20 protein-coding genes and 1 tRNA gene are annotated in these 25,097 nt (G+C 59.1%); 13 read left to right on the forward strand and 8 right to left on the reverse strand.

What is annotated here, in order from left to right:
- The 11 genes from tuf to rpoC form a co-directional block, all read left to right on the forward strand.
- Positions 1-143: elongation factor Tu (gene tuf, locus LAP85_22930; protein ID MBZ5499263.1), on the forward strand; the 143-nt coding region annotated here is incomplete at its 5' end.
- A gap of 63 nt (positions 144-206) precedes the next feature.
- Positions 207-356: a 50S ribosomal protein L33 gene (rpmG, locus tag LAP85_22935; GenBank protein MBZ5499264.1), complete on the forward strand. Its 150-nt coding sequence runs from the start codon at positions 207-209 to the stop codon at positions 354-356.
- A gap of 31 nt (positions 357-387) precedes the next feature.
- A tRNA-Trp gene (locus LAP85_22940) sits at positions 388-464 on the forward strand.
- A gap of 66 nt (positions 465-530) precedes the next feature.
- On the forward strand, positions 531-758 hold the full coding sequence (gene secE, locus LAP85_22945; protein MBZ5499265.1) for a preprotein translocase subunit SecE: 228 nt from the start codon (positions 531-533) through the stop codon (positions 756-758).
- Positions 759-775: 17 nt separating this feature from the next.
- The gene (gene nusG / locus LAP85_22950; GenBank protein MBZ5499266.1) at positions 776-1,312 is read left to right on the forward strand and encodes a transcription termination/antitermination protein NusG; all 537 of its coding nucleotides are present in this window, start codon (positions 776-778) and stop codon (positions 1,310-1,312) included.
- A 95-nt stretch (positions 1,313-1,407) separates the two neighbouring features.
- Positions 1,408-1,833 (forward strand): 50S ribosomal protein L11, encoded by a 426-nt coding sequence (gene rplK, locus LAP85_22955; protein MBZ5499267.1) that lies wholly within the window; start codon positions 1,408-1,410, stop codon positions 1,831-1,833.
- A gap of 33 nt (positions 1,834-1,866) precedes the next feature.
- A complete protein-coding gene (gene rplA, locus LAP85_22960) occupies positions 1,867-2,565 on the forward strand; it encodes a 50S ribosomal protein L1 (protein MBZ5499268.1) in 699 nt (232 codons plus the stop codon).
- An 87-nt stretch (positions 2,566-2,652) separates the two neighbouring features.
- The gene (gene rplJ / locus LAP85_22965) at positions 2,653-3,159 is read left to right on the forward strand and encodes a 50S ribosomal protein L10 (GenBank protein ID MBZ5499269.1); all 507 of its coding nucleotides are present in this window, start codon (positions 2,653-2,655) and stop codon (positions 3,157-3,159) included.
- A 58-nt stretch (positions 3,160-3,217) separates the two neighbouring features.
- Complete coding sequence (rplL, locus tag LAP85_22970; GenBank protein MBZ5499270.1) at positions 3,218-3,607, forward strand: 50S ribosomal protein L7/L12; 390 nt, start codon at positions 3,218-3,220, stop codon at positions 3,605-3,607.
- Positions 3,608-3,949: 342 nt separating this feature from the next.
- Positions 3,950-8,248, forward strand: a complete 4,299-nt coding sequence (gene rpoB / locus LAP85_22975; protein MBZ5499271.1) for a DNA-directed RNA polymerase subunit beta — start codon at positions 3,950-3,952, stop codon at positions 8,246-8,248.
- 122 nt (positions 8,249-8,370) lie between these two features.
- Positions 8,371-12,549, forward strand: a complete 4,179-nt coding sequence (gene rpoC / locus LAP85_22980; GenBank protein MBZ5499272.1) for a DNA-directed RNA polymerase subunit beta' — start codon at positions 8,371-8,373, stop codon at positions 12,547-12,549.
- Positions 12,550-12,729: 180 nt separating this feature from the next.
- On the opposite strand, the gene LAP85_22985 is transcribed toward rpoC, so the two are convergent.
- From LAP85_22985 to ubiA, 8 genes are all read right to left on the reverse strand, one after another.
- Positions 12,730-13,212, reverse strand: a complete 483-nt coding sequence (locus LAP85_22985; protein ID MBZ5499273.1) for a prepilin-type N-terminal cleavage/methylation domain-containing protein — start codon at positions 13,210-13,212, stop codon at positions 12,730-12,732.
- Positions 13,181-13,414 carry a hypothetical protein gene (locus LAP85_22990; protein ID MBZ5499274.1) on the reverse strand — a complete coding sequence of 78 codons (234 nt, stop codon included), beginning with the start codon at positions 13,412-13,414 and terminating at the stop codon, positions 13,181-13,183. The genes LAP85_22985 and LAP85_22990 overlap by 32 nt, the downstream gene beginning before the upstream one ends.
- A gap of 192 nt (positions 13,415-13,606) precedes the next feature.
- The gene (locus LAP85_22995) at positions 13,607-15,040 is read right to left on the reverse strand and encodes a sigma-54 dependent transcriptional regulator (protein ID MBZ5499275.1); all 1,434 of its coding nucleotides are present in this window, start codon (positions 15,038-15,040) and stop codon (positions 13,607-13,609) included.
- Between the two features lie 5 nt (positions 15,041-15,045).
- Complete coding sequence (locus LAP85_23000) at positions 15,046-16,749, reverse strand: PAS domain S-box protein (protein MBZ5499276.1); 1,704 nt, start codon at positions 16,747-16,749, stop codon at positions 15,046-15,048.
- Positions 16,750-16,827: 78 nt separating this feature from the next.
- Positions 16,828-18,039, reverse strand: a complete 1,212-nt coding sequence (locus LAP85_23005) for a type II secretion system F family protein (protein ID MBZ5499277.1) — start codon at positions 18,037-18,039, stop codon at positions 16,828-16,830.
- Between the two features lie 15 nt (positions 18,040-18,054).
- Positions 18,055-19,197: a type IV pilus twitching motility protein PilT gene (locus LAP85_23010; GenBank protein MBZ5499278.1), complete on the reverse strand. Its 1,143-nt coding sequence runs from the start codon at positions 19,195-19,197 to the stop codon at positions 18,055-18,057.
- A gap of 15 nt (positions 19,198-19,212) precedes the next feature.
- The gene (gene pilB / locus LAP85_23015) at positions 19,213-20,946 is read right to left on the reverse strand and encodes a type IV-A pilus assembly ATPase PilB (protein ID MBZ5499279.1); all 1,734 of its coding nucleotides are present in this window, start codon (positions 20,944-20,946) and stop codon (positions 19,213-19,215) included.
- Positions 20,947-20,948: 2 nt separating this feature from the next.
- Entirely contained in the window at positions 20,949-21,839 is an 891-nt protein-coding gene (gene ubiA, locus LAP85_23020; GenBank protein MBZ5499280.1) for a putative 4-hydroxybenzoate polyprenyltransferase, read from the reverse strand.
- A gap of 528 nt (positions 21,840-22,367) precedes the next feature.
- On the opposite strand from ubiA, the gene LAP85_23025 reads away from it, so the two are divergent.
- Positions 22,368-23,969: a hydantoinase B/oxoprolinase family protein gene (locus LAP85_23025; protein MBZ5499281.1), complete on the forward strand. Its 1,602-nt coding sequence runs from the start codon at positions 22,368-22,370 to the stop codon at positions 23,967-23,969.
- The gene (menC, locus tag LAP85_23030) at positions 23,969-25,075 is read left to right on the forward strand and encodes an o-succinylbenzoate synthase (GenBank protein MBZ5499282.1); all 1,107 of its coding nucleotides are present in this window, start codon (positions 23,969-23,971) and stop codon (positions 25,073-25,075) included. Before LAP85_23025 ends, menC begins: the two co-directional genes overlap by 1 nt.
- Positions 25,076-25,097: the final 22 nt, after the last annotated feature.

The following is a 25,097-nucleotide window of genomic DNA, read 5'->3' on the forward strand; positions in this document are numbered from 1 at the left end:
CGGAGATGGTGATGCCGGGCGACAACGTGAACCTGACGATCAAGCTGATCACGCCGATTGCGATGGAGAAGGGGTTGCGGTTCGCGATCCGCGAAGGCGGCCATACGGTGGGCGCCGGCACCATCGCGGAAATTCTGGAGTAGCCAGTCGGGCCGGGGAGGCTGCCTGCGCCGGACGGGCTGCAGCGCGCACCGGATGGGAACATCATGCGAGACATCATCACGTTGGAATGCACCAAGTGCAAGAATCGGAACTACACGTCTACCAAAAACAAGAAAACCACTACCGAACGCCTGGAGCTCAAGAAATTCTGCAACCGATGCCGGGCCCATACGGTACACAAGGAATCGAGATGAGGTGGCGCGGCGTTCCCGTAATGACAGGTACAGGCCAGTAGCTCGAATTGGTAGAGCGGCGGTCTCCAAAACCGCATGTTGGGGGTTCGAGTCCCTCCTGGCCTGCCAAAATTTCTGATCCTCGAACCGCGGGCCGCCCGAAAGGGAGACCGCGGATTTCGCGGAGTTGATTTCATGAATCGATTCTTACAGAAAACCAGGGATTTTTTCCGAAACGTTCTTGAGTTCATCAAGGAAACCCGCAAGGAACTCAAAAACGTTTCATGGCCCAATCGGCGCGAGCTGGTTTCCACTACGGTGGTGGTTATCGTTACCGTGTTCTTTTTCGGGGCATTTCTTGCCGTGGTTGATTTCCTGGTCGGTCACCTCATGGCGGCCGTGCTGGCTAAGCTCGCATCCTAGCCCGAAGGGATTTGCGGATGGAAGGCGAAAAGAAGTGGTACATCATCCATACCTACTCCGGATATGAGAGGAAGGTCGCGGAAAGCCTCATGAACCGCATCCAGGCCTACGATTTGGGCGACTGCATCGGTCAGATTCTCATCCCGACGGAAGACGTCGTGGAAATGAAGAGCGGGAAAAAGGTGGTGACGACGAAACTCACCTTCCCGGGATACATCTTGGTTGAGATGGACATGACAGACAAAGCCTGGCATGTCGTGCGGGGGACGCCGAAAGTTACGGGTTTCATCAGCACCGGAAAGAAGCCCACGCCGTTAACCGACGAGGAGATCAACGAGGTCGTCAACCGGGTGTCGGTGACGGCAGAACAGCCAAAGCCCAAATTCACTTTCGATAGAGGCGACGCGGTCAAGATCATCGACGGGCCTTTCAAGGATTTCACCGGAGTGGTTGAGGATGTCAATCCGGACCATAACACTCTCAAGGTGATGCTTACCATCCTGGGGCGGGCGACGCCGGTGGAGCTGGCATCCGAGCAGGTGGAAAAGGCGTAAGGAGTTTTAGATTTTGGAATTTGGATTTTGGAATTTGGATTTCGGGTTTCATTCCAAAATCTAAAATCTAAAATCCAAAATGACAGAGGGTTCGAATGGCGAAAAAGATTATCGCAAACGTCAAACTGCAGGTTCAGGCCGGGAAGGCGACCCCGGCACCGCCGGTCGGGTCCGCACTTGGTCCCCACGGCCTCAATATCATGGATTTCTGCAAGGCGTTTAACGCCAAGACGGCCAAGCAGGAGGGCTTGATCATTCCGGTTGTGGTGTCGGTCTACAGCGACCGCACCTATTCGTTCGTCACCAAGACTCCTCCCGCAGCGGTGCTTCTCAAAAAGGCTGCCAATATTGCCAAGGGTTCCGGCGAACCCAACAAGACAAAAGTCGGCAAAGTGACTATGAAACAGGTCCGCGAGATCGCCCAGGCCAAAATGCCGGACCTTAACGCATCCACCATCGATGCCGCCGTGAATACCATCCTGGGTACCGCGCGCAGCATGGGATTGGAAGTCGAGGGATAGCCGGGCCCCGGCCTGGATTTGTGAGGTATCTCAATGCCTAAAGCTGGAAAGAAGTACACGAAGGCCGTTGCTGCGCGTGAACCGCGTCACTACTCGCTGGAAGATGCGGTGGCGTTGCTGAAGAGGATGGCTTACGCCAAGTTCAACGAAACCGTCGAAGTGGCGATGAGGCTGGGAGTCAATCCGAAATACGCCGACCAGATGGTGCGCGGTACCGTGGTGCTGCCTAACGGCCTGGGAAAAAGCAAGAAAGTCATCGTGATTGCCTCGGGCGAGAAGGTCAAGGAGGCGCGTGATGCCGGCGCCGACGAGGTCGGCGGCGATGACATGGTGGAACGGATTGCCGGCGGCTGGACGGATTTTGATGCCGCCATCGCCACCCCCGACATGATGCGCAGCGTGGGCAAACTGGGCAAGGTGCTCGGCCCCCGTGGCCTGATGCCGAACCCGAAGACCGGGACCGTAACCTTCGACGTCGCGAAGGCCATCAAGGAGATCAAGGCCGGCAAGGTGGAGTTCCGGGTGGACAAGACGGGGATCATCCATGCGCCTTGCGGAAAAGTCCAATTTGATGAGAAGAGCCTTTACGAGAATGCCAAGGCGCTCATCGATGCCGTGGTACGGGCCAAGCCCCCGAGCAGCAAGGGCAAATATGTCAGGAGCGTGTCACTTTCATCGACCATGAGTCCGGGAATCTGGATCGATGCGACGACGCTGGAATCAAAGCAGTAGGCAGCGGGCGGCCGGCGGCAGGGAGTGAGTATTGCCGACTGCCATGTTCCGACTGCCAACCGATTTTGGAAAGGCTTCGCAAAGTCTATGAACAGATCAGAGAAGCAGCATGTGGTGGAATCTCTCAGCGAACAGTTCCGCACGATCAAGAGTCTGTTCCTGATCGATTACCGCGGACTGAAGGTCGTAGATGCAACTGAACTGCGCCGCAAGATCCGGGAATTCGACGGCTCCTACGTCGTGGTGAAAAACACTCTCGCGCTGCGGGCAGCCAAGGAAAACGGCCTGGAACAGATCGGCTCCTATCTGGAAGGGCCGACTGCGGTGGCGTTCCACCGCCGGGACGTCGTCGGGATGGCCAAGCTTTTGACCGAGATTTCCAAAACCAATCCGAACTTCCAGTTCAAGGCCGCTTTGATCGAAGGCAAAGTGGTGCCGCCGACTGAGATTCAGAAGATCGCCGCGCTTCCGTCGCGCGAGGTACTGCTGAGCAAGTTGGTCTTCCTCCTCAAGGCGCCTCTGCAGAGGCTGGCAGGCGCTTTAAAAGCTCCGGCAAGAGATCTGGCCCTGGTGTTGAAACAGGTCAAGAAGTAAGGGCTCTGGAGAGTTCTAGCTATTCATTTCTACCAATCCTCAAGGGAGTTAACAAAAAATGGCAATTACGAAGAACGATGTTTTGGCGTGGATTGATCAAGCCACGATGCTGGAGATCTCGGACCTGGTGAAGAACCTCGAGGAGAAATACGGCATCACCGCGGCGGCAGCGATGCCTATGGCCATGGCCGGCGGCCAGGGCGCGGCGGCCGAGGCCAAGCCTGCCGCCGAGGAGCAGACGGAGTTTTCCGTCGTCCTGGCTGCTGTGGGCGACAAGAAGATCAACGTGATCAAGGCAGTGCGCGAAGTGACCAACCTGGGGCTGAAAGAGGCCAAGGATCTGGTCGAAGGCGCGCCCAAGCCCCTGAAAGAAGGCGTGACCAAGGAAGAAGCCGCGGCGATCAAGAAGAAGTTCGAGGAAGCCGGAGCCACCGTAGAGATCAAGTAACGCCCGACGTGTTTCTGCTCTTACTCAAGGAAGTGATGAGTCATGAGTGATGAGTCATGAGTGATGGTGGAGCGTTTCCATCATCTGATCATTGCTTATCACTCACGACTCATCGCTCATGACTCATCACTGGCAAGGCGAGGTCACTGTGCCGAGGACCAGTAAAGGCAGAAGGCAGAACGCGGAGTCAACACCTACCGCCTTCCGACCTGTCCAAACAGATGGCAACCACAGGGCGGCGCTGGTTGCTGCGGGGACTTTCCTGCCCCCACGCGTTTTAGTGCCACGGCACCCCCAACGAAAGATTGAGAGACAAACAAGTCTGTCGAGGTAAACCAATCGATGACCAATATCACCACCTCCAACGTCTATCGGGATCGCATGGACTTCGCCAAGATCCATACCAGTATCCCGATTCCGAACCTGATTGAAGTTCAGCGGAAGTCCTACCATCGCTTCCTGCAGATGGATGTCCTTCCCGCCGAGCGGGAAGACGTAGGGCTTCAGGCCGTTTTCAATTCGGTCTTTCCGATCAACGACTTTCGCGGGACCTCTTCGCTGGAATTCGTCGAATACTCGATCGGAAACTGGCAGTGCAAGTGCGGAAACCTGAAGGGGCTCGATTACCTCCGGGCCAATTGCGTGGAGTGCGGCAAGACCATCATCAACAGTCCGTACAACCCCGAAGGCGGCATGTGCAAGCACTGCGGCGCCAGAAACGAAATTGAAAATACGCGCTGCGAATTCTGCGGCGGCGCGGTGGAACTGAATGTGAAGTACACGGTGGAGGAGTGCCAGGAGCGGGGCATGACCTTCGCCGTGCCTCTGAAGGTCACCGTGCGTCTCGTAGTGTGGGACAAGGATGCCGACACGGAAGGGCGCAGCATCCGTGACATCAAGGAGCAGGAAGTCTACTTCGGCGACATCCCCCTCATGACGGAAAACGGCACCTTCATCATCAACGGCACCGAGCGCGTGATCGTGAGCCAGCTGCATCGATCGCCGGGTGTTTTTTTCGAATCCAACGCCGGCCGCACCTTCATTCTGGCCAAAATCATCCCCTACCGCGGGTCCTGGGTTGAATTTGAATACGATCAAAAGAACATCCTGTACGTCCGCATCGACCGGAAGCGGAAGTTCCTCGCCACGACGTTCGTGCGCGCGCTTGGGTTGAACGGCGATTCGGAGATCCTGCGCACCTTCTACCAGCCCATCAAGATTCGCTGGCAGGAGAAGAACCTGTACCGCAGCCTCGGGCGCGACCTCGTCGGCTCCAAGGCGAATGAAGAGATCCGGGATGGGGCCGGCAAGACGGTCATCGTGGCCAAAGGTAAAAAGATCACGGCCGGGCACTACAAAGAGATGGTCAAAGCCGGGGTGTCGGAAATCAGGATGGAGGTGGATGGCCTGGAAGGCGCACTCTCCCTGTCCGAGGTGATCAACACGGAAACAGGTGAAATCCTCCTCGAGCCCAATGCCGAGGTAACATCACAGACGATCAACAACCTGGGTGAGGCGGGGATCAAGTCAGTCGATGTGTTCTTCCCGGAGAAGGAGGACACCGGCGTCACCATCTCCCAGACACTCAAAAAGGACCACATCAAGTCGCAGCCGGATGCGCTGATAGAGATTTATCGCAAGCAGCGCCCCGGGGACCCGCCGACGCTGGAAACGGCCACGGCGCTCTTCGAGGGGATGTTTTACGACCCGCGCAAGTACGATTTTTCCAAGGTCGGGCGCCTGAAATTCAACATCAAGCTCGGTCTGAACACCCCTTTGGAACAGCGCACCCTTACCGCAGAGGATTTCTACGCCGTGATCCGGTACTCCCTGAAGCTGCCCAAAGGCGTAGGCAATGTGGACGACATCGACCACCTGGGCAACCGCCGGGTACGTGCCGTCGGCGAACTCCTGGAAAATCAGTTCCGCATCGGGCTGGTGCGCATGGAACGGGCCATCAAGGAAAAGATGTCCGTGCACCAGGAGATGACCACTGCCATGCCTCATGACCTGATCAATGCCAAGCCGGTCATGGCGTCCATCCGGGAGTTCTTCGGCAGCAGCCAGCTCTCGCAGTTCATGGACCAGACCAACCCGCTGTCGGAGATCACGCACAAGCGGCGCCTTTCGGCACTGGGGCCGGGCGGCTTGAGCCGCGAGCGTGCCGGATTCGAGGTGCGTGACGTCCACCCCACCCACTACGGACGCATCTGCCCGATTGAAACCCCTGAAGGGCCGAACATCGGCTTGATCTCGTCCTTGAGCTGCTACGCCCGCATCAATGAGTATGGGTTCATCGAATCCTCCTACCGCAAGGTGAAGAACGGCCGCGTGCTGGACTTCGTCCAGATCGTGTTTCCGGGAGACACCCATTTCAAAGTGGCCGAGCAGGTGGAACGTGACGCGATCGACAAAGAGAACCGGCGCTGCGAAGCGGCAGGAAAGCGGCCGGCGCAGTTCGAGCCTTTCTCCTTCTATCAGACAGCCTGGGAAGCCGAGGAGTACACCATCGCTCAGGCGAACGTCGATCTGGATGAAAGCGGCCAGATGCTGCAGGATCGGGTGGACGCCCGGATCGCGGGCAACTTTGCCCTGGTGCCGCGCGACCAGGTACAGTACATGGACGTCTCGCCGAAGCAACTCGTCAGCGTGGCCGCGAGCCTCATCCCCTTCCTCGAACACGACGACGCCAACCGGGCCTTGATGGGATCGAACATGCAACGCCAGGCCGTGCCTCTTCTCCGGGCCGAAGCCCCCTACATCGGCACCGGCATGGAGTACATCACCGCCAAGGATTCGGGGGCGGTCGTGATCTGCAAGCGCACCGGCACCGTCGATAGCGTCGATGCCACCCGCATCATCGTCCGCGTCGAGGGTGATAGTGAGAATGGCAAGCGCGCCCGGGATGCCGGCGTGGATATTTACAGCCTGACCAAATTCAAGCGATCCAACCAGAACACCTGCATCAACCAGGTCCCGCTCGTCAACAGGGGAGATCGGGTCGTCAAAGGACAGGTGCTGGCCGACGGGCCGTGCACCGACAAAGGGGAGCTCGCGCTCGGCCGCAACGTGCTCGTGGCTTTCATGCCCTGGCGCGGGTACAACTTCGAGGACGCGATCCTGGTAAGCGAGAAGCTGGTCAAGGAAGACAGTTACACTTCGATCCATATTGAAGAGTTGGAGATCGAGGCGCGCGACACCAAGCTCGGGCCGGAAGAAATCACGCGGGATATTCCAAACGTCAGCGATGCCTCGCTGCGCGACCTCGACGAGAGCGGGATCATCCGTATCGGCGCCAAGGTGCGGCCTGGCGATGTTCTCGTCGGAAAAGTCACTCCCAAGGGGGAAACCCAGCTGTCGCCTGAAGAGAAACTGCTGCGTGCCATCTTCGGCGAGAAGGCCGGCGAAGTGCGCGACGCCTCTCTGGTGACACCTCCTGGGATCGAAGGCACGGTAGTCGATGTCAAGATCTTCTCCCGCAAGGGCGTCCCCAAGGACGAGCGCGCCAAGGCGATCGAAGCCGAGCAGGTGGAGAAGATGGAGAAGGATCTCAACGATGAGATCCGCATCATCAAGGAAGAACGCAACAAACAGCTCGTCGACATTCTTGCGGGCGAGAATCTGGTGGAAGATGTTACGAGCCGCTCCGGCGAAGTTGTGCTGCGCGCCAAGACCAAACTTACGCGCTCCGTGCTCGTTGGGCTCAGCTCGACGGAGCTGACCAAGATCAAAAACGACTTCAAGGCCGAGAAGGAAGGGAAGGTCTACGAAAGTATCAAACGGCTGGAGGAAAAGACCGAAAAGCAGATCCAGATCCTCAAGACCCTTCACGAAGAGCAGCTGGCCAAGCTGCGCCGGGGAGACGAGCTGCCCCCCGGAGTAATCAAGATGGTCAAGACCTATGTGGCCATGAAACGCAAACTCTCCGTGGGCGACAAGATGGCCGGACGCCACGGCAACAAGGGCGTGATCGCGCGCATCCTGCCTGAAGAGGACATGCCCTACCTGCCGGATGGATCTCCGGTTGAAATCGTGCTTAACCCGCTCGGAGTGCCCTCCCGCATGAACGTGGGCCAGATCCTCGAGACCCACCTCGGCTGGGCTGCAAAAACGCTCGGGCTTTACTTTTCCACGCCCGTTTTTGACGGGGCGTCCGAATCGGAGATTAAAGAGATGCTCCGGCGCGCGGGCCTGCCCGAGAGCGGCAAGATCGATCTATTTGACGGCATGCTGGGCGAGAGATTCGACCAGAGGGTGACCGTCGGCTACATCTACATGTTGAAGCTCTCTCACCTGGTCGATGACAAGATCCACGCACGCAGTATCGGACCGTACTCTCTCATCACCCAGCAGCCCCTGGGCGGCAAAGCCCAGTTCGGCGGACAAAGGTTCGGAGAGATGGAAGTCTGGGCTCTGGAAGCGTATGGGGCAGCGAACATTCTTCAGGAACTCCTGACTGCAAAGTCGGACGACATCCAGGGAAGGACCAAGATTTACGAAGCCATCGTGAAGGGTGAATCTCACTTTACGCCCGGCATTCCTGAATCGTTCAACGTGCTTATCCGTGAACTGCAGAGCTTGTGCCTGGACGTGGAGCTGATCCAGCGCCAAAAAATCAGGCGTGCCGAAGCCATGGAATGACCGGTTGCCGACATCCGACCCCCGAATGAACGGAGAGGTCGGAGGTCGGATGCGGAACGAGTTATTCGAATTTGAACCTCTAAGATTAGGGGGAAGCACCATTGAGAAGTTTCAAGGACACAATTGAAAAGTCAGATCTGAGCAACGATTTCGACAGCATTCGAATCAGCCTGGCCTCGCCGGAAAAAATCCGGGCCTGGTCTCACGGGGAAGTGACCAAACCGGAGACCATCAACTACCGCACTTTCAAGCCTGAGAAAGACGGCCTTTTCTGCGCCCGCATCTTCGGCCCGGTCACCGACTGGGAATGCCTGTGCGGCAAGTACAAACGGATGAAGTATCGCGGCGTAACCTGCGACAAGTGCGGCGTCGAAGTGACTCTGTCGAAGGTGCGGCGCGAGCGGCTTGGGCACATCGAGCTGGCCTCCCCTTGCTCCCATGTCTGGTTTTTCAAAGGGCTGCCGAGCCGCATCGGTCATCTCCTGGACATCAGCCTCAGAGACCTGGAACGTGTGCTCTATTTCGAGGCCTATGTGGTTATTGATCCGGGCGAGGCTCCGCTCAAGATCAAGGAACTGCTGACGGAAGAGAAATACCGCGCCCTGATGCAGGAATTTGCCGGCAGATTCAGGGCCATGATGGGCGCCGAAGCCATCAAGGAGCTTCTGAGGCAAGTGGATGTCGAGGAACTTGCCGACGAGTTGCGCGCGGCCATGAAGACGGAAACCTCTCAGCTGAAGCGCATCAAGTACGCCAAGCGGCTGAAGGTGGTCGACGCCTTCCGCAAGTCGGGCAACAAGCCGGAGTGGATGATCCTCGACGTGATCCCGGTGATTCCGCCGGAGCTGCGACCGCTGGTGCCGCTGGACGGCGGCAGGTTTGCCACCTCGGACCTCAACGACCTGTACCGGCGCGTGATCAACCGCAACAACCGTTTGAAGAAGCTCATGGAGCTGCGTGCCCCGGAGGTCATCATCCGCAACGAGAAACGGATGCTGCAGGAGGCGGTCGACGCCATGTTCGACAACGGCCGCCGCGGCCGTGTTCTCCGCGGCGCCAACAACCGCCCCCTCAAGTCACTGAGCGACACCCTCAAAGGGAAGTCCGGCCGTTTCCGCCAGAACCTGCTGGGCAAGCGCGTGGACTATTCCGGCCGCTCCGTGATCGTGGTCGGACCCGAGTTGAAGCTGCACCAGTGCGGCCTGCCCAAGAAAATGGCTCTCGAGCTGTTCAAGCCTTTTATTTATAACCGGCTCGAAAAGGAAGGCCATGCCGCCACCATCAAGGGCGCCAAGGAAATGGTGGAACGCCAGGAATCGGTTGTCTGGGACATCCTGGAAGAGGTGATTCAGGATCACCCGGTGCTCCTCAACCGAGCCCCGACGCTGCACCGCCTGGGCATCCAGGCTTTCGAGCCGGTACTGGTCGAGGGCAAAGCGATCAAGATCCCGCCGCTGGTGTGCACGGCATTCAACGCCGACTTCGACGGCGACCAGATGGCGGTTCATATTCCGTTGTCCCCGGAGGCGCAGATCGAGGCATCGGTCCTGATGCTCAGCACGCAGAACATCCTCTCGCCCGCCAACGGCCAGCCCATCGCCATACCCAGCCAGGATATCGTTCTGGGATGCTACTATCTGACCAAGGCGAAAAAGGGAACGAAGGGGGAAGGGAGGATCTTCGGCTCTTACGACGAGGCTATGTTCGCGCTCGACAACAGCATGGTCGAGCGCCTGACTCCCATACGCTATCGCTTCAGCGGACTCCTGATGGACCTCACCGCCCAGTACGATGACCAGGCGGTCATGCGGGCCGATGTGCGCGAGGTGAGGAACGAATTCATCAACACCACCATCGGGCGCCTCATCTTCAACTCGATCCTGCCCAAAGGCATGCCTTTCATCAACGGCCTGATGAAGAGAAAAGGGTTGCAGCAGCTGGTGAATTACTGCTATCTCAACTTCGGGCTCCCGACCACCGTCGCCATGCTCGACGATCTGAAGGATCTCGGCTTTCTCCACGCTACCAAGGCGGGAATCTCCATCGGGATCGAGGACCTCATCGTTCCCGACAGCAAGGGCGACCTGGTCGACGCCGCCCGGGCGAGCGTCATCGAGGTCGAGAAGCAGTATCAGGACGGCGCCATCACCGACGGTGAGCGTTACAACAAGATCATCGACATCTGGTCGGACGTGACCGAGAGAGTCTCCGACGAGATGTTTCGCAAGATGGCTCAGCAGGATGAGAGCGGGGATGAATTCAATCCCATCTTCATCATGGCCGACTCCGGAGCCCGCGGCAGCAAGCAGCAGATCCGGCAGCTGGCCGGCATGCGCGGCTTGATGGCCAAGCCGTCAGGCGAGATCATCGAGACGCCCATCACCGCGAACTTCCGCGAAGGGCTGACCGTGCTGCAGTACTTCATATCCACCCATGGCGCGCGCAAAGGCCTGGCCGACACCGCCCTGAAGACGGCTGACTCCGGCTACCTCACCCGCCGCCTGGTGGACGTGGCTCAGGACGTCATCATCTCGCTCGATGACTGCGAGACCCTCGACGGCATTTACGTCACCTCCATCATCGAAGGGGGCGAAATTATCGAATCCCTGCGCGACCGCATCGTCGGCCGCGTGGCGCTCGAGAACGTGAAGGATCCGCTGACCGGCGAACAGATCGTAGGCATCAACCAGGAGATTACGGAAACGCTCGCGAGCGATATCCAGGCGTCCGGTATCGAAAAGGTGAAGATCCGCTCCGTGCTGACCTGCAAGGCCAAGCGAGGGGTGTGCGTGAAGTGCTACGGCCGCAATCTCGCCACGGGGAACCTGGTGGATATGGGCGAGGCCGTGGGCGTGATCGCCGCCCAGTCGATCGGAGAGCCTGGCACGCAGCTTACCATGAGAACGTTCCACATCGGCGGCACGGCAAGCCGTACCCATGAGCAGTCCACCGAGGAGTCCAAAAACGACGGCATCGTGAAATTCCTCAATATCCAGCATGTGACCAACCGCGATCAGAACCTGGTCGTGATGAACCGGAACGGAACCCTGATCATCGCCGATGATGCCGGACGCGAGAAGGAGCGTTACTCGGTCGCCTACGGCGCCCTTCTCAAGGTCAAAGAAGGCCAGAGAATCAAGCCCGGCCAGGTGCTCGTGGAATGGGATCCTTACTCCTTTGCCATCCTGACCGAGTTCGGCGGCACGATTTCGTTCAAGGACATCATCGACGGGGTAACCGTCAAGGAGGAGCGCGACGAGAACACCGGCCTGGTGCGCCAGGTCATCACCGAGTCGCCGGATGAGAAGTACCAGCCTCAGATTCTCATCAAGAATGAAAGGGGGAAGGTGGTGAAAAGCTATCTGCTCCCCTCCAAGGCCCACCTCTGGGTTTCGGATAACGATGATGTCTATCCCGGCAGCATTCTTTCGAAAATTCCGCGGGAAACGCGCAAGACAAAGGACATCACGGGAGGTCTGCCCCGCATCGTGGAACTCTTCGAAGCGCGCAAACCCAAGGAAACCGCGGTCATCACCGAGATCGACGGCATGGTCAAGTACGGCGGTCTGGTTCGCGGCCAGCGGAAAATCGAGGTCCACAACGAGAGCCAGATCAGCGGGACGCCGATCGTGAAGGAATACCTGCTGCCCCGCGGAGTCCACATCAACGTCCAGGAAGGCGAGTATGTCAGGGCCGGAGAGGCGCTCATGGATGGCCCGCGCAATCCTCACGACATTCTGAGGGTGTTGGGGGAGAAAGAGCTGCAGAGCTACCTGGTCAACGAGATCCAGGAGGTCTACCGCTTGCAGGGGGTCAACATCAATGACAAGCACATCGAAACGATCGTGCGCCAGATGATGCGCTGGATCAAAGTCGAAGAAGTCGGCGACACTGAATTCCTGCTCGATGAGCAGGTCGACAAGTTCCGCTTCTACGAAGAGAACGAACGCGTGGAGTCCGCGGGCGGCCAGCCCGCCAAGGGGCGCCCGTTGCTCCTCGGGATTACCAAAGCGTCGCTCTCGACCGACAGCTTCATCTCCGCCGCTTCGTTCCAGGAGACCACGCGCGTCTTGACCGAGGCCGCCATCAGCGGCAAGGTCGACTACCTGCGCGGCCTCAAGGAAAACGTCATCATGGGACGGCTCATTCCCGCCGGTACCGGCATGGAGTTCTACCGCAATGTCCGCTTGACGGAGGAGATTATTCCGGAGGAGATCGTCGAGCCGGAGCCTGATCTGGAAGCGGATCTGCTCTCGGGGGGAGTCAGCCTGGACGCCATCAAGGGGAAAGGGCTTTCCTAGGTTCGAAAATTGATCAGGAATCAGAATGAAGGCGGCCAGATCATGGGCGCGCCCATATCCTTCAGACCGCAAAAGAAAAGGCGAGGAGGGATCCTCGCCTTTTTTGTTCCCCATCTGAAACGGGGAAGAGCGGCTCCATTCCCCTGGAGCCGCTCCCCTTATCAGCCAAACAAGTTGGAATTACTTTTTGCCAATCGGGTCGCCTGCCACGAGTCCAACCGGGTCGGCCGTAGCCGAGGTGTTGTGACCCGTATAGCGTACTACCTGGTCCGGCCCGATGCCGTAGTTGAAGCGCGCGTACCCCACCTGTGCAGTAGCGGCGATTCCAAACCCTCCGTTGGCGATCTGGTAAGGTATCGTTGACGGAAGGCCAGGATCCGTGTCCTCTGTGTAAATATAGCCATTGAACCCAGCGGCATTGACGTACCGGCTGTCCAGGAAGTTATTTGTGACCAGATCCGCTAGCGTCGTGTAGTTCTGGTTGTTGGTTGAGGAAAAGGCCACCTCGGCCGAGGCCGCGGTGCGGCAGCCTTCAATTCCTGATGCTTCATTGGCGGCCATGCGTGAGGTCAGCAAACTGGGAACGGCGATGGCTGCTATGATGGCGATGATCGCCACGACGATCAATAATTCAACGAGCGAAAACCCCTGTTCGTTCTTCATCTAATTTCTTCTCCTCTCCTGTGGATGGGTGGATGCGTCTCGCTGCTATAAAAAGCAATAGGCGTGCCAAAAGCGCACGAGACCGAGGAAATACGATAAGCGGTTTAAAAACAATGTAATAGCGACGTCCATGGAAGCGCTTGTCTCGCCGTGAATTGACCAAAGTGATGATCTCCATCATTTCAGGGGTGCTGAAAATCATCAACACCAACCTCCGTTCGAACGCCCAGGATTGTCCGGAGCGGCATAGCCGCAAAAAAATCTCAGCGCAGAGATTGCGGAGACCGCAAAGAAAAAACGGGAGACAAACCCTGCCACACTACTAACGGGCACTTTCATAAACTGAGCGAAAAATTCGTGAAATGTGGGAATGCTCGTGGCGGCCTGGGTCTCTTTACGAGTTCGAGCCGTTGCGGCGGAAAATGGCAGGATCGATCCCCAGCGTCTGGATGCGGTGACGCAGTGAAGGCTTGGTCAGCTTGAGGTATTGCGCGGTCAGAGTCTGATTTCCTTCCGTGCGCTTCAGGACCTGGGAGATAAGGTCCCGTTCCAGGTTGTGCAGAAACTCCTCAATGTTAAACGATTCCTCGGGAAGAGGAATGGAATCGCGTATCGAAGGGGGCGGCAACTTGCGCACGGCATCGGGAAGGCGTTCGATCTGAATGGCTTCGGTCGTCTCGAGGGCAATTGCGCGCTCGATCGTATTTTCGAGCTCACGCACGTTGCCGGGCCAGTGGTAATTCTCGAGGCAGCGCAGGGCCTCACGCGAAATGCTGAATACCCCCCTGCCGCTTTTCTCGGCATACTGGTTCAGAAAGTGGAAGGCGAGCAGATCGATATCTTCGGCCCGTTCCCGCAGAGGCGGCAGGCTGATCGTGATGACGGCTATGCGGTAATAGAGGTCTTCCCGGAAATGTCCCTGGTGGATGGCTGCCTGCAGGTCGCGATTGGTGGCGGCAATCACGCGCACATCCACGGCTATTTCCTGGGTGCCGCCGAGTGGCCTGAGTTTCCTCTCCTGGAGCACTCTCAGCAGCTTCACCTGCATGGCGGGCGTCATATCGCCGATCTCGTCGAGGAAGACCGACCCGCCGCCGGCGGTTTCGAGCAGGCCTTTCTTGTTGCCGTTGGCCCCGGTGAATGCCCCTTTCATATACCCGAACAGCTCGCTCTCGAGAAGGGTTTCCGGGAACGCGCCGCAGTTGATGGAAACAAAAGGGCGATCCTTGCGCTGCGACGCCTCGTGGATGGCGCGCGCCACCAGCTCCTTGCCGGTTCCACTCTCTCCCGCGATGAGCACGGTGCTTTCGCCCATCGCGACCGTGCCGATCGTGCGATAGACTTCGAGCATTTTCTGGCTCTTGCCGACCAGGTGGCTCCGGTGCAGAGCCTGAAACAGCTTCTGCCCCTGCTGGGCTTCGATTTCACCCTTCAGGGATGCGACTTCGTTCTTCAACGTCTTTTTCTCGAGCGAGTGGCGCACGATGTTCAGGAGCTCTTCCATCTTGAACGGCTTGGTGAGGTAATCGTAGGCGCCGTGCTGAAGGGCATCGATGGCAGTTTCGGTGCTGGCGTACGCGGTGATGAGAATGAAGACGGCTTCGGGGGCGAGCTGCTTCGCCTCCTTGAGTAATTCCACTCCCGAGATCCCGGGCATGCGGATGTCGGAGATCACGATATCGACCTCGGTCTTGCGCAGGAGATCCAGGGCGTCTTTCGCCGAGGACGCCTTGAGGACCTCCATACCCTCATCGCGCAGCACGATTTCGAGGACCTCGATGATGTTGGGCTCGTCGTCAACGAGCAGGACCTTTGCTTTAGAATTCATCCGCATTATTGAACCGCAGGCGGGAGATAGACGGTGACCCCCGTTCCGCGGCCTTTCTCGCTTTCAAAATGGATTTTCCCCCGGTGTTCTTCGACTATTTGAAAGATGATGCTGAGTCCGAGGCCGGTTCCGCCGGTGAAGTTCGAATGGAACGGCTGGAAGAGCCCGGCCTTCTCCTCCTCCGTCATTCCGGATCCCACGTCCTGGAACAGGATTTCGGCGCCGCCGCTCCCCATGGTCTTCGCGGCAATGGTCAACGTGCCGCCCGACGGCATGGCGCGCAGGGCATTCTGAGCCAGGTTCCAGAAGACCTGCTTGAGTTTGTCTGCGTCCCCGAGAACCGGAATCTGCGGGGAGGAGAGGCTCAGCTCGACCACATGCTTGTTCCGGACCTCCCGGCTGTTCTCCAGCAGCGTGACCGAGTCATGGAGAAGCGGGACCAGATCCAACGGTATGCGCACGCAGGGGGCGGGCTTCGCGAACATCAGGAAGTCCTCGACAAACTTGTTCAGGCGATCGCTTTCCCTGGTCAGGATGTCGAAAAGCCGTTCGTCCGTGCCGGGGAGGCTCAGGTGGGAGCGCAGGATCTCGACCGAACCGCGCATGGCGGCCAGCGGATTGCGGATCTCGTGAGCGATGCCCGCGGCCATGCGCCCGATCGCAGCCATTCTGTCTTTGATGCGAATCTCCTCCTCGAGGCGTTTGATGTCCGTCAGATCCTGAAACGACACGATGTAGCCGATCAGTTCCCGATCCTGATCGAGGAGGGGCGAGACGCTGTAGCCCAGGAAACGCCGTGAGCCGCTGGGAGGCATCAGCCACTCCTCATGCCGCAAAGGGCGGGCATCCCGGAACAGGTCGGCTCCCTGGATTCTGTTCCACAGCCCGTCGCCGATTACCTCCCGGACCGGCCGGTTCACCGCCGCGGCCCGCGGTTTTTCGGTAAGCTCTTCGGCTGCGCTGTTGAACAGCGTGATGGAGCCGTTCAGGTCCGTTGTGAACAGGCCGCTGCGGATGCTGCTCACGATGTGCCTTGTGACCCTCTGGAGCTGTTCCAGGGAATCGATCTTCTGCTCGAGTTCCTCCTGGACGGTGTGCAGGCGCCGCGATAAGTCGGCTCCGAGAAAGGCGACGGAGAAGAATCCGAGCGCATGCAGTGAAATGCGGAAGGTCAGGTTGTTTAGTGCCGTCGGCCCGGCAGCGACGGCGAGAAGACCCAGAGGGCTGAATGCGATAATGCCTGCATAGAGGATCGTGCTGAGCGCGGCGCCGATGACGCCGCCGTTTCTTCCCAGATTCAGGCCACAGTATATGATGATCAGCAGGTAAAAAGAGACGAAGGGGCTTTCGCTGCCGTGCGTGTGTGCGACCAGCACCGACGCGATGCCCAGGTCGACGGCAATCTGCAGGTAGAGCTGGATGGCGGGGCGCCAGCCGCTCCACCACAACGCGAGGTAACCAAAGGCCAGGGTCACCGAAAAGACGTTGAAAACTGCCACAAAGGGCAACGATCCGAGCCGGTCAGGCAGGATCCCAAGGGGCCGTGCGAGATTGAGACCGAGGATCAGGATCGCGGTGCGGATGGCGATCAGCCATAGGAGGCGGCGGCTCGGTTCGTCGGTCCGCCCAGGCAGCATGTGCCTGGGGCCGGCGCCCGAGCGGGTCCATGACTGCAGGATCACCCTCTCAAGAGGAAAAATCTTGGCCATGCACTTCCTCTGCCCCGGCAGGCAGCCGGCGGCCGGCAGATGCCACTGCCAGCCGGCCGCTTGCCTGTTGCCTCATGTCTAGCCGCCGGACAAGGCCTGGATGAGTTTGAACAACGGCATGTACATGGAGATGACAATGCCGCCCACGACCACGCCGAGGAACACCATCAGCATCGGTTCCAGAATGGTCAGGAAATTGGCCATGATCACATCGACTTCTTCCTCGTAATAGTCGGCGACCTTGACCAGCATGGTGTCCAGCTCACCGGTGGACTCGCCCACCGCGACCATCGAAATGACCATCGCCGGGAAGAAATGCGACTGCTTCATCGGCTCGGTCATCGTCTTCCCCTCTTCTATGTTGCGGCGGACCTGGCGGACCGTATCCTCCAGGATGGCGTTGCCGGCGGTGCGCGCCGTGATGTCCAGGCATTCCAGAATGGCGACGCCGCTCGACAGCAGAGTCGCCAGGGTGCGGGTAAAGCGAGCGACGCCGATCTTGCGGAAGACCTCCCCGAGCACCGGAATGCGGAGCACGAGCCTGTCGATCACGTGCCTGCCCTTATCGGTCCTGTAATAGGAACGCAGGCCGAATGCGCCGGCCACCACCGCCCCAATCATGATGACGATGTAACTCTCCACGAAACTCGACAGCGCGAGGACCATGCGTGTCAGCAAAGGCAGCTGGAGGTTGAATCCTTCGAAGAGGGTGCGGAAAACCGGAACCACTTTCCACAGGATGATCCCGACCACGAGGACTGCGATCGACATGACCACGCACGGATAGATCAGGGCGGAGCGCAAGGCTCGTTTAAGTTTGACGATCTTTTCGATGAATGTTGCCAGGCGCTGCAGGATCGTATCCAGGATGCCGCCCGCCTCCCCGGCTGCAATCATGTTGGTGTAGAGCGCATCAAACACTTTGGGATGCCGGGACATGGCGTCCGACAATGTGCTCCCGGACTCGACGTCCGTCCGTATCTGCTCGAGCACCAGTTTGAATGCCAGGTTGGCATTCTGCTGCGCCATCGCCTCCAGACACTGCACGAGTGGCAGCCCGGCATCGAGCATGACGGAGAACTGCCGGGTGAAAATCGCCACTTCGGCTTTGGACACGCTCCTGCGAAAAGAGAAGATCGCCTTCTTCTCCTTCTTTTCGCGAATCGATATGGGCGCCACCTGCTCGCGACGCAGCAGAATAGCCAGAGCCTGCGGATTGGCGCAGAATCTCTCGCCCATGACACTTTCGTTGGTGCGGATGTTACGTCCGCGGAATGTGTAAACTGGCATATCGGCCTTTCCGGACTAGTGACCGAAGCTCCCCACAGCCTCGGGGCGGCGCGCGCGCGCGGGCGCCACCGGAGCTGCAGGCGTGTTCAGCCCTACTCCGCGACGAATGAGCTCTTGTAATTCATCCACGTTGGAGGATTTGCCCAGCGCGTCCTCCAGACTAATCTGCCGGGTGTGCACCAGATGGGCCAGCGACTGATTGAAAGTCTGCATTTCGAACTTCTCTTGCCCTGTCTGCATGGAACTGTAAATCTGATGGATCTTGTCTTCACGAATCAGATTCCGGATGGCGGAGTTCGGAATCATGATTTCCATGGCCATGGCGCGCCCGGTACCATTGGCGCGGGGGATGAGGGCTTGACACAAAATGCCTTCCAGCACCAGGCTGAGCTGTGCCCGGATCTGCGGCTGCTGGTTGGCGGGGAAGATGTCGACGATGCGGTTGATGGTAGTGGCCGCGCTGTTGGTGTGGAGCGTGGCCAGCGTCAGGTGGCCGGTCTCCGCGATGCGCAAGGCCGACTCCACCGTCTCCAGATCGCGCATTTCGCCGATCAGCACCACGTCCGGGTCTTCGCGCAATGCGACCCGGAGGGCATCGCCGAACGAGTGGGTATCGTTGTTCACCTCGCGCTGATTCACCAGGCAATTCTTGTGCGAGTGCAGAAACTCGATCGGGTCCTCGATGGTCAGGATATGTTCGTAGCGCTCGCGGTTGATCTTGTCGATCATGGCCGCCAGTGTGGTCGATTTGCCGCTGCCGGTCGGGCCGGTGACCAGAATGAGCCCGCGCGGCTTGCCGCACAGCCTCTGCACGACCGGAGGGAGCCCGAGAGCTTCGAAGCTCCTGATCTCAAAGGGAATCATGCGGAAGACCGCGCCCACCGCGCCGCGCTGTGTGAAGACGTTGGCACGGAAGCGGCACAGGTCCTTGATGCCGAACGAAAAGTCAAACTCCCACTTTTCCTCGAACGCGTGCTTTTGCCCGTCCGTCATGACGCTGTAGGCCAGGCGCTTGGTGTCGGCCGGCGTCAGCGCCGGTTGGTCCATGGGGTGCAATTTACCGTCGACGCGCAGCTGAGGCGGCGTTCCGATCGTCAAATGCAGATCGGAGGCGCCTGCCTGAATGGCCTTGTGAAGCATTTCTGCCAGTGTGAGCATTTGACCCTCTCTTCCTCAGTTGAGTACCGTCTCGCGCAACACCTCGTCGAGCGTGGTGACTCCACCTTTGATTTTGTTCAATCCGCTCTGGCGCAGGGTGAGCATCCCCTCCTCGACTGCCTTGCGCTTGATCTCACGCGCGGAGGCTCCCACGAGAATCAGTTCCTGGATTTCTTCGGATACCTCCATCACTTCGTACAGGCCGAGGCGGCCTTTGTATCCGGTCCCGTTGCACGTCTTGCAGCCCTCCCCCTTGAAGGTCTGTATGTTCTTGGCCTCTTCCGGGCTGAATCCGAGGTTGATCAGGACCTGCAGGGGGGTCTTGACCTCGGCCTTGCAATCGTTGCAGATCTTCCGGATCAGCCGCTGGGCACAGATCAGATGCACAGACGTGGCCACAAGAAATGGTTCGATGCCCATGTTGAGCAGGCGCGAGACCGTGGAGGGTGCGTCGTTGGTGTGAACCGTGGACAGAACAAGATGCCCCGTCAGGGCGGCCTTGATTGCGATTTCCGTGGTTTCAAAATCACGGATTTCACCCACGAGTATGATGTTCGGATCCTGGCGCAGAAAGGACCGCAAAGCGGCGGCGAAAGTCAGCCCGATCTGCTCCTTGATCTGAACCTGGTTGATGCCGCGAAAGTTGTACTCGACGGGATCCTCCGCCGTCATGATGTTGGTCTCCGGCGTGTTCAGGCGATTCAGAGCCGCATAGAGCGTGGAGGTTTTCCCGCTGCCCGTGGGGCCGGTCACCAGCACCATGCCATAGGGCTTCAGGATTCCGGTTTCGACGCGCTTCAGGGAAGCCTCTTCAAACCCCAGCTTGCTCATATCGAGCGGCAGGTTGTCCCGGTCGAGGATGCGCATGACGATCTTTTCCCCGAACAGCGTCGGCAGCGTCGAAACGCGATAGTCGATCTCCTTCTTTTTGGTGTGGAAGGTGGTGCGGATCTTGATGCGCCCGTCTTGCGGCAGGCGCTTTTCGGAGATGTCCATCTTGGCCATGATCTTGATGCGGGATGTGATGGCATCTTTGAGGCGCAACGGCGGATTCATCATGTTGTACAGGATGCCGTCGATGCGGAAGCGGATGCGGAAGTCCCTCTCGTACGGCTCAATATGGATGTCGCTGGCCCCCTTTTTGAGGGACTCCGACAGGATCAGGTTTACCAGCTTGATGATGGGCGCTTCTTCGCTGGAGCGCTGCAACTCATCGATCGAGACCTCGTCATTCTCTTCGGTCCCGGTCTCGAGGTTTAGCTCGAAGCTCTCTTTCTCGCCCTGAGCGATCTCCTCGTACACCTTCTTGAGTTCGATCGAGTGGGGTGTGCCGTAGTACTTCTCGAGGGCTTCCAGAATGGACGTCTCGGAGGCCACCACCGGCTCGACGTTGAATCCCGTCATGAACTTGATGTCGTCCATGGCAAAAACGTTCGTGGGATCCACAGTCGCGATCGTCAGCGTGCTGCCCACCCGGCTCAACGGCACGATCATGTACTTCTGAGCCGTTTCGACCGGGATGAGCTTGATGACGGACGGATCTATTTCGAAGTAGGCGAGGTTGATCGAAGGCACGCCATACTGCTTGCTGAGGATGGAGGTGATGTCGTCATCCTGAACGAAGCCCAGAGTGATCAGAATCGATCCGAGTCGGCCGCCGTGCTGGCGCTGGTGCTTGAGTGCAGCCTCCAGCTGTTCGCTGGTAATGTAGTTCTCTTTGATCAGGAGTTCGCCAATTTGGGACAGCATAGCTACGACGCCCGGTGCCAGAGGATATCTATTCCTGTAATGACCAGCAGAAGAATGCTGATCCAGCCATTGATCGTGAAAAAGGCCGCGTTGACGCGGCTCAAGTCAGCCGGTTTTACCAGGCTGTGTTCGTAGGCAAGCAGTAAGGTAACCAATCCGAGACCTGCGAGGCTCAGGACGCCCAGGCCTACTTTTAAGAACAGCAGGGCGAGCAGGATCACCATGAAAGCATGGAGAAATCCGGAGATCCAGAGTGCACGCACGATGCCGAAGCGCTTGGGGATCGAATAGAGCTGCTCCGCCTGGTCAAACTGCACATCCTGGCAGGAGTAGATAATGTCGAAGCCAGCAACCCAGAGGAGCACGGCGAGCCCAAGGAGGAGTGGGTCCGCCTCAAGTGTCCCCCGGACAGCTACCCATGCCCCAATGGGCGCGCACGCCAGCGACAGGCCCAGGAAAAAGTGAGTCCCCCAGGTAAACCGCTTCATATAGGAATACAACAGTACGATCGCCAGGGCCACGGGACTCAGCTTGAGTGCCAGCGGGTTGAGCATGGCGGCCGCGAACACGAACACGGCCGAGGAAATGAGGACGAACACCACGACGAAACCCCTCGTGAGCTGCTTCCTGGGCAACGCGCGACCGGTTGTGCGCGGATTCCTGGCGTCGAACGGAAGATCCACCAGGCGGTTGAAAGCCATCGCCGCGCTCCGAGCCCCGACCATGGCCAACAGAATCCAGCCGATCTGGGCGATATCCGGAAGGCCCTGCGCCGCGAACAGGGCGCCCAGAAATGCGAACGGCAGCGCGAAAAGTGTGTGCTCGATCTTGATCATCTCCAGCGTGGTTATCAGTCTCTTCAACAAGAAAGTACCCCGGAGGCAGTCCCCCATTGACCAGTTATGGCAGGATGCCGCGAAATCTCATCAAGCCGAGCGTCCCCTCTGCTGGCCAGGAGGAGGGGCACCGATACCTCTGCATATTTATCGGCATAAAAACGGCGTTGATAAAGAGTTTTTGACTAATGGTCAAATCTAACAAAACAAAGGAATAATATCAGCCGGGCCAATCCCCGTGCGAGCCCGTTCCGCCACCACGGGCAGGCGCCCCTATTGTTTCGCAACCAGCGGATCTATTTCAAGCAACCTCCTCAGCGCCGCCCGTGTGATCCCGGTGGCGACGAAGCCTCACTCGCCCAGGGCGGGACAGGTGTCGGCGCACCTCCTTCGAAGTGCGAAAAATGCTTGCCAGTGGGCGCGGAATGGCAGGTAAAATGACCGCGCGCTTCGCGGCGTCCGATTCATTGATTCCGTGACAAGACCTCAGCGATCTGGGTACCATCCCGAGTTTGCCGTGGTTATTCCTTGCAAAGCGGCGGCCTGTTCGCTAGCCTGAATTCCTTTTAGAATGAGGAGACGCCCATGTCGCCACCACGCAGGTACGATCCGATACGGATGGAGATCTTCAAGTCCCTCTACGCCTCGGCTGCCGAGGAGATGGGTGTAACCCTGCGCCGCACCGCGTTTTCGCCGAACATCAAGGAGCGGCGCGACTACTCCTGTGCCGTATTTGATGCCGATGGGCAATTGGTCGCGCAGGGCGATCATATGCCCGTGCACCTCGGATCGATGCCGATGTCGGTGCGCGCGGCCGTTCAGGCCGTGACCATGGGACCCGGCGATATCGTGGTCCTGAACGATCCCTATGAAGGTGGCACCCATCTGCCTGACATCACCCTTGTCAGCCCGGTTTTCGAGCCGGGCTCCCGGAGGCGCAGATTGCTTTTCTATGTCGCCAATCGTGCACACCACTCCGATGTCGGGGGCATGACACCGGGCTCGATGCCGCTGAGCACCGAGATATTCCAGGAGGGGCTCCGCATCCCGCCGGTCAAACTGTTCTCGGCCGGAAAGCGGGTGGATGAGGTTTTCCGGCTGATTCTGGCCAACGTCAGGACGCCACGCGAACGCGAGGGGGACATCACGGCTCAGATCGCGGCCAACCGAACCGGGGAGCGCCGCCTGTTGCACATCACCGGCCGTTACGGAGCGAAAGAAGCCCTCGCCTACGCCGGCCACCTGCAGGATTATGCCGAGAATATGGTCCGTGCCCTCCTGCGGCAGATTCCCGAGGGAACATACTCTGCCGAGGATTTCCTGGATGACGATGGCATCAGCCGCCGTCCCGTGAAGCTCGCCGCACGCATCAGCGTCGGCGACGGGAAGCTCGAAGTCGATTTCGCGGGCACGGATCCCCAGGTCACGGGGAGCGTCAATGCGGTCCGGGCCATCACCGAATCCGCCGTCTACTATGTCGTGCGCGCGCTCATCCCCGAATCGATCCCTGCCAGTTCCGGCGTGCTGCGCCCCATCAGCATCAAAACTCCGGAAAGGAGCCTGGTTGATGCACGCTTTCCCGCGGCAGTTGCGGCGGGAAACGTCGAGACCTCCCAACGCATCGTCGACGTGCTGCTGAAGGCGTTTGCCCAGGCTGTGCCGGAACGTATTCCCGCCGCCAGCAGCGGCACCATGAACAATCTCACGCTGGGCGGCATCAATCCGCGGGATGGGCAGGTCTTTTCCTATTATGAGACCGTCGGCGGGGGCATGGGAGCGTGTGCTTCAAAGGATGGGAACAGCGGCATCCACACCCACATGACAAATTCACTGAACACACCCGTGGAGGCGCTCGAGTACGCGTTCCCCTTCAGAGTGCGTCGCTATTCACTTCGGCCCAACACCGGCGGCAGGGGAGCGCACCGGGGCGGCGACGGCATTGTGCGCGAGATCGAGTTGCTGACGGACGCCGACGCCACGATTCTCTCCGATCGCCGACACTTCCGCCCTTACGGTCTGATGGGGGGCGAGGCGGGCAAGCCCGGGCGAACCAGGGTGACGGACCAGCGCCATGCAAAACTCCTGTCTTCCAAGTGCCGCTTCAAGGTCAGGGCAGGCGGGCATATCGTTGTCGAAACTCCGGGCGGGGGCGGCTGGGGGCCGCGGCGCGGGAGAGTGAAGGGATGATCCACATCCAGTCGGTGCAGCTGCGTGAGATCCACCTGCCCCTGGTTCACTATTTCGAGACCAGCTTCGGGCGCACCTGCAATCGGAGGATCATCCTCCTCACGGTGAGGACCCAAGACGGCGCCGGCTATGGCGAGTGCACGGCAGGGGAGGAGCCGAGCTACAGCAGCGAAACGACGGAAACTGCCTGGCACATTCTGTCGGATTTCATCATCCCGCGCCTGTTGGGGCGGGACCTGGAGGACGCGCGGGCCGTAGCTCCGATCCTGGACCCGATCCGCGGACACCGCATGGCGAAGGCTGCGCTTGAGACGGCCGCCTGGGACCTGGAAGCCCGCATGCGGGGTGTTCCGCTCAGCAGGCACATCGGCGGCGTGCGCAACGAAATCTCCTGCGGCGTGTCCATCGGCATCCAGGCGAGCATCGAAGCCCTGCTGGAAAATGTACGCCGGGAGGTGGCGGCAGGATATCGCCGGATCAAGATCAAGATCAAGCCGGGCTGGGAGATCGAGCCGCTGCGGCGCATTCGCGCCGAATTTCCCGACTTTCCTCTGATGGTGGATGCCAACTCTGCATTTCACCTGACCGACATTCACCTGTTGCGCCGGCTCGACCAGTTCAACCTGATGATGATCGAGCAGCCGCTTGCCTGTGACGACATCGTCGACCACGCCGTCCTGCAGAAGGAGATCGAAACGCCGATCTGCCTGGATGAGTCGATCCACAGCGCGGAAGACGCCTGCAAAGCAGTGGAAATGGGCAGCTGCCGCATCATCAACGTCAAGCTTGGGCGCGTGGGCGGTTACAGCGAGGCAATCAAGATCAATGATTACTGCACGCGCCTCGCGATCCCCATCTGGTGCGGCGGCATGCTTGAGAGCGGAGTCGGCAGAGCGCACAATATCGCCATGTCTTCGCTCTCCGCGTTCACGCTCCCGGGGGATGTTTCGGCCAGCAAGCGCTACTTCGCCGAAGACACCGTTCAGCCGCCTGTGACTGTGACGCCTGAGGGAACCATTCGCCTTACCGACAGGCCGGGAATCGGTTACGATTTGGACTGGGAACGGATCCAGCGCGCCACCATGCGGATCAGAGACTTCAAATAGCAGAGTGAGTGAACGCATTCAA

The sequence above is a fragment of the Terriglobia bacterium genome (assembly GCA_020072565.1).
Taxonomy (GTDB): domain Bacteria; phylum Acidobacteriota; class UBA6911; order UBA6911; family UBA6911; genus JAFNAG01.

Coding starts and splice junctions, on each gene's coding strand:
- ubiA (MBZ5499280.1), bottom strand. CDS start 21,839: ATGGGGGACTGCCTCCGGGGTACTTTCTTGTTGAAGAGACTGATAACC.
- rplL (MBZ5499270.1), top strand. CDS start 3,218: ATGGCAATTACGAAGAACGATGTTTTGGCGTGGATTGATCAAGCCACG.
- rpmG (MBZ5499264.1), top strand. CDS start 207: ATGCGAGACATCATCACGTTGGAATGCACCAAGTGCAAGAATCGGAAC.
- LAP85_23000 (MBZ5499276.1), bottom strand. CDS start 16,749: ATGGCCAAGATTTTTCCTCTTGAGAGGGTGATCCTGCAGTCATGGACC.
- LAP85_23010 (MBZ5499278.1), bottom strand. CDS start 19,197: ATGCTCACACTGGCAGAAATGCTTCACAAGGCCATTCAGGCAGGCGCC.
- LAP85_22985 (MBZ5499273.1), bottom strand. CDS start 13,212: ATGAAGAACGAACAGGGGTTTTCGCTCGTTGAATTATTGATCGTCGTG.
- rplK (MBZ5499267.1), top strand. CDS start 1,408: ATGGCGAAAAAGATTATCGCAAACGTCAAACTGCAGGTTCAGGCCGGG.
- nusG (MBZ5499266.1), top strand. CDS start 776: ATGGAAGGCGAAAAGAAGTGGTACATCATCCATACCTACTCCGGATAT.
- LAP85_23025 (MBZ5499281.1), top strand. CDS start 22,368: ATGTCGCCACCACGCAGGTACGATCCGATACGGATGGAGATCTTCAAG.
- pilB (MBZ5499279.1), bottom strand. CDS start 20,946: ATGCTGTCCCAAATTGGCGAACTCCTGATCAAAGAGAACTACATTACC.
- LAP85_23005 (MBZ5499277.1), bottom strand. CDS start 18,039: ATGCCAGTTTACACATTCCGCGGACGTAACATCCGCACCAACGAAAGT.
- secE (MBZ5499265.1), top strand. CDS start 531: ATGAATCGATTCTTACAGAAAACCAGGGATTTTTTCCGAAACGTTCTT.
- rplA (MBZ5499268.1), top strand. CDS start 1,867: ATGCCTAAAGCTGGAAAGAAGTACACGAAGGCCGTTGCTGCGCGTGAA.
- rplJ (MBZ5499269.1), top strand. CDS start 2,653: ATGAACAGATCAGAGAAGCAGCATGTGGTGGAATCTCTCAGCGAACAG.
- rpoB (MBZ5499271.1), top strand. CDS start 3,950: ATGACCAATATCACCACCTCCAACGTCTATCGGGATCGCATGGACTTC.
- LAP85_22990 (MBZ5499274.1), bottom strand. CDS start 13,414: ATGATTTTCAGCACCCCTGAAATGATGGAGATCATCACTTTGGTCAAT.
- LAP85_22995 (MBZ5499275.1), bottom strand. CDS start 15,040: ATGAATTCTAAAGCAAAGGTCCTGCTCGTTGACGACGAGCCCAACATC.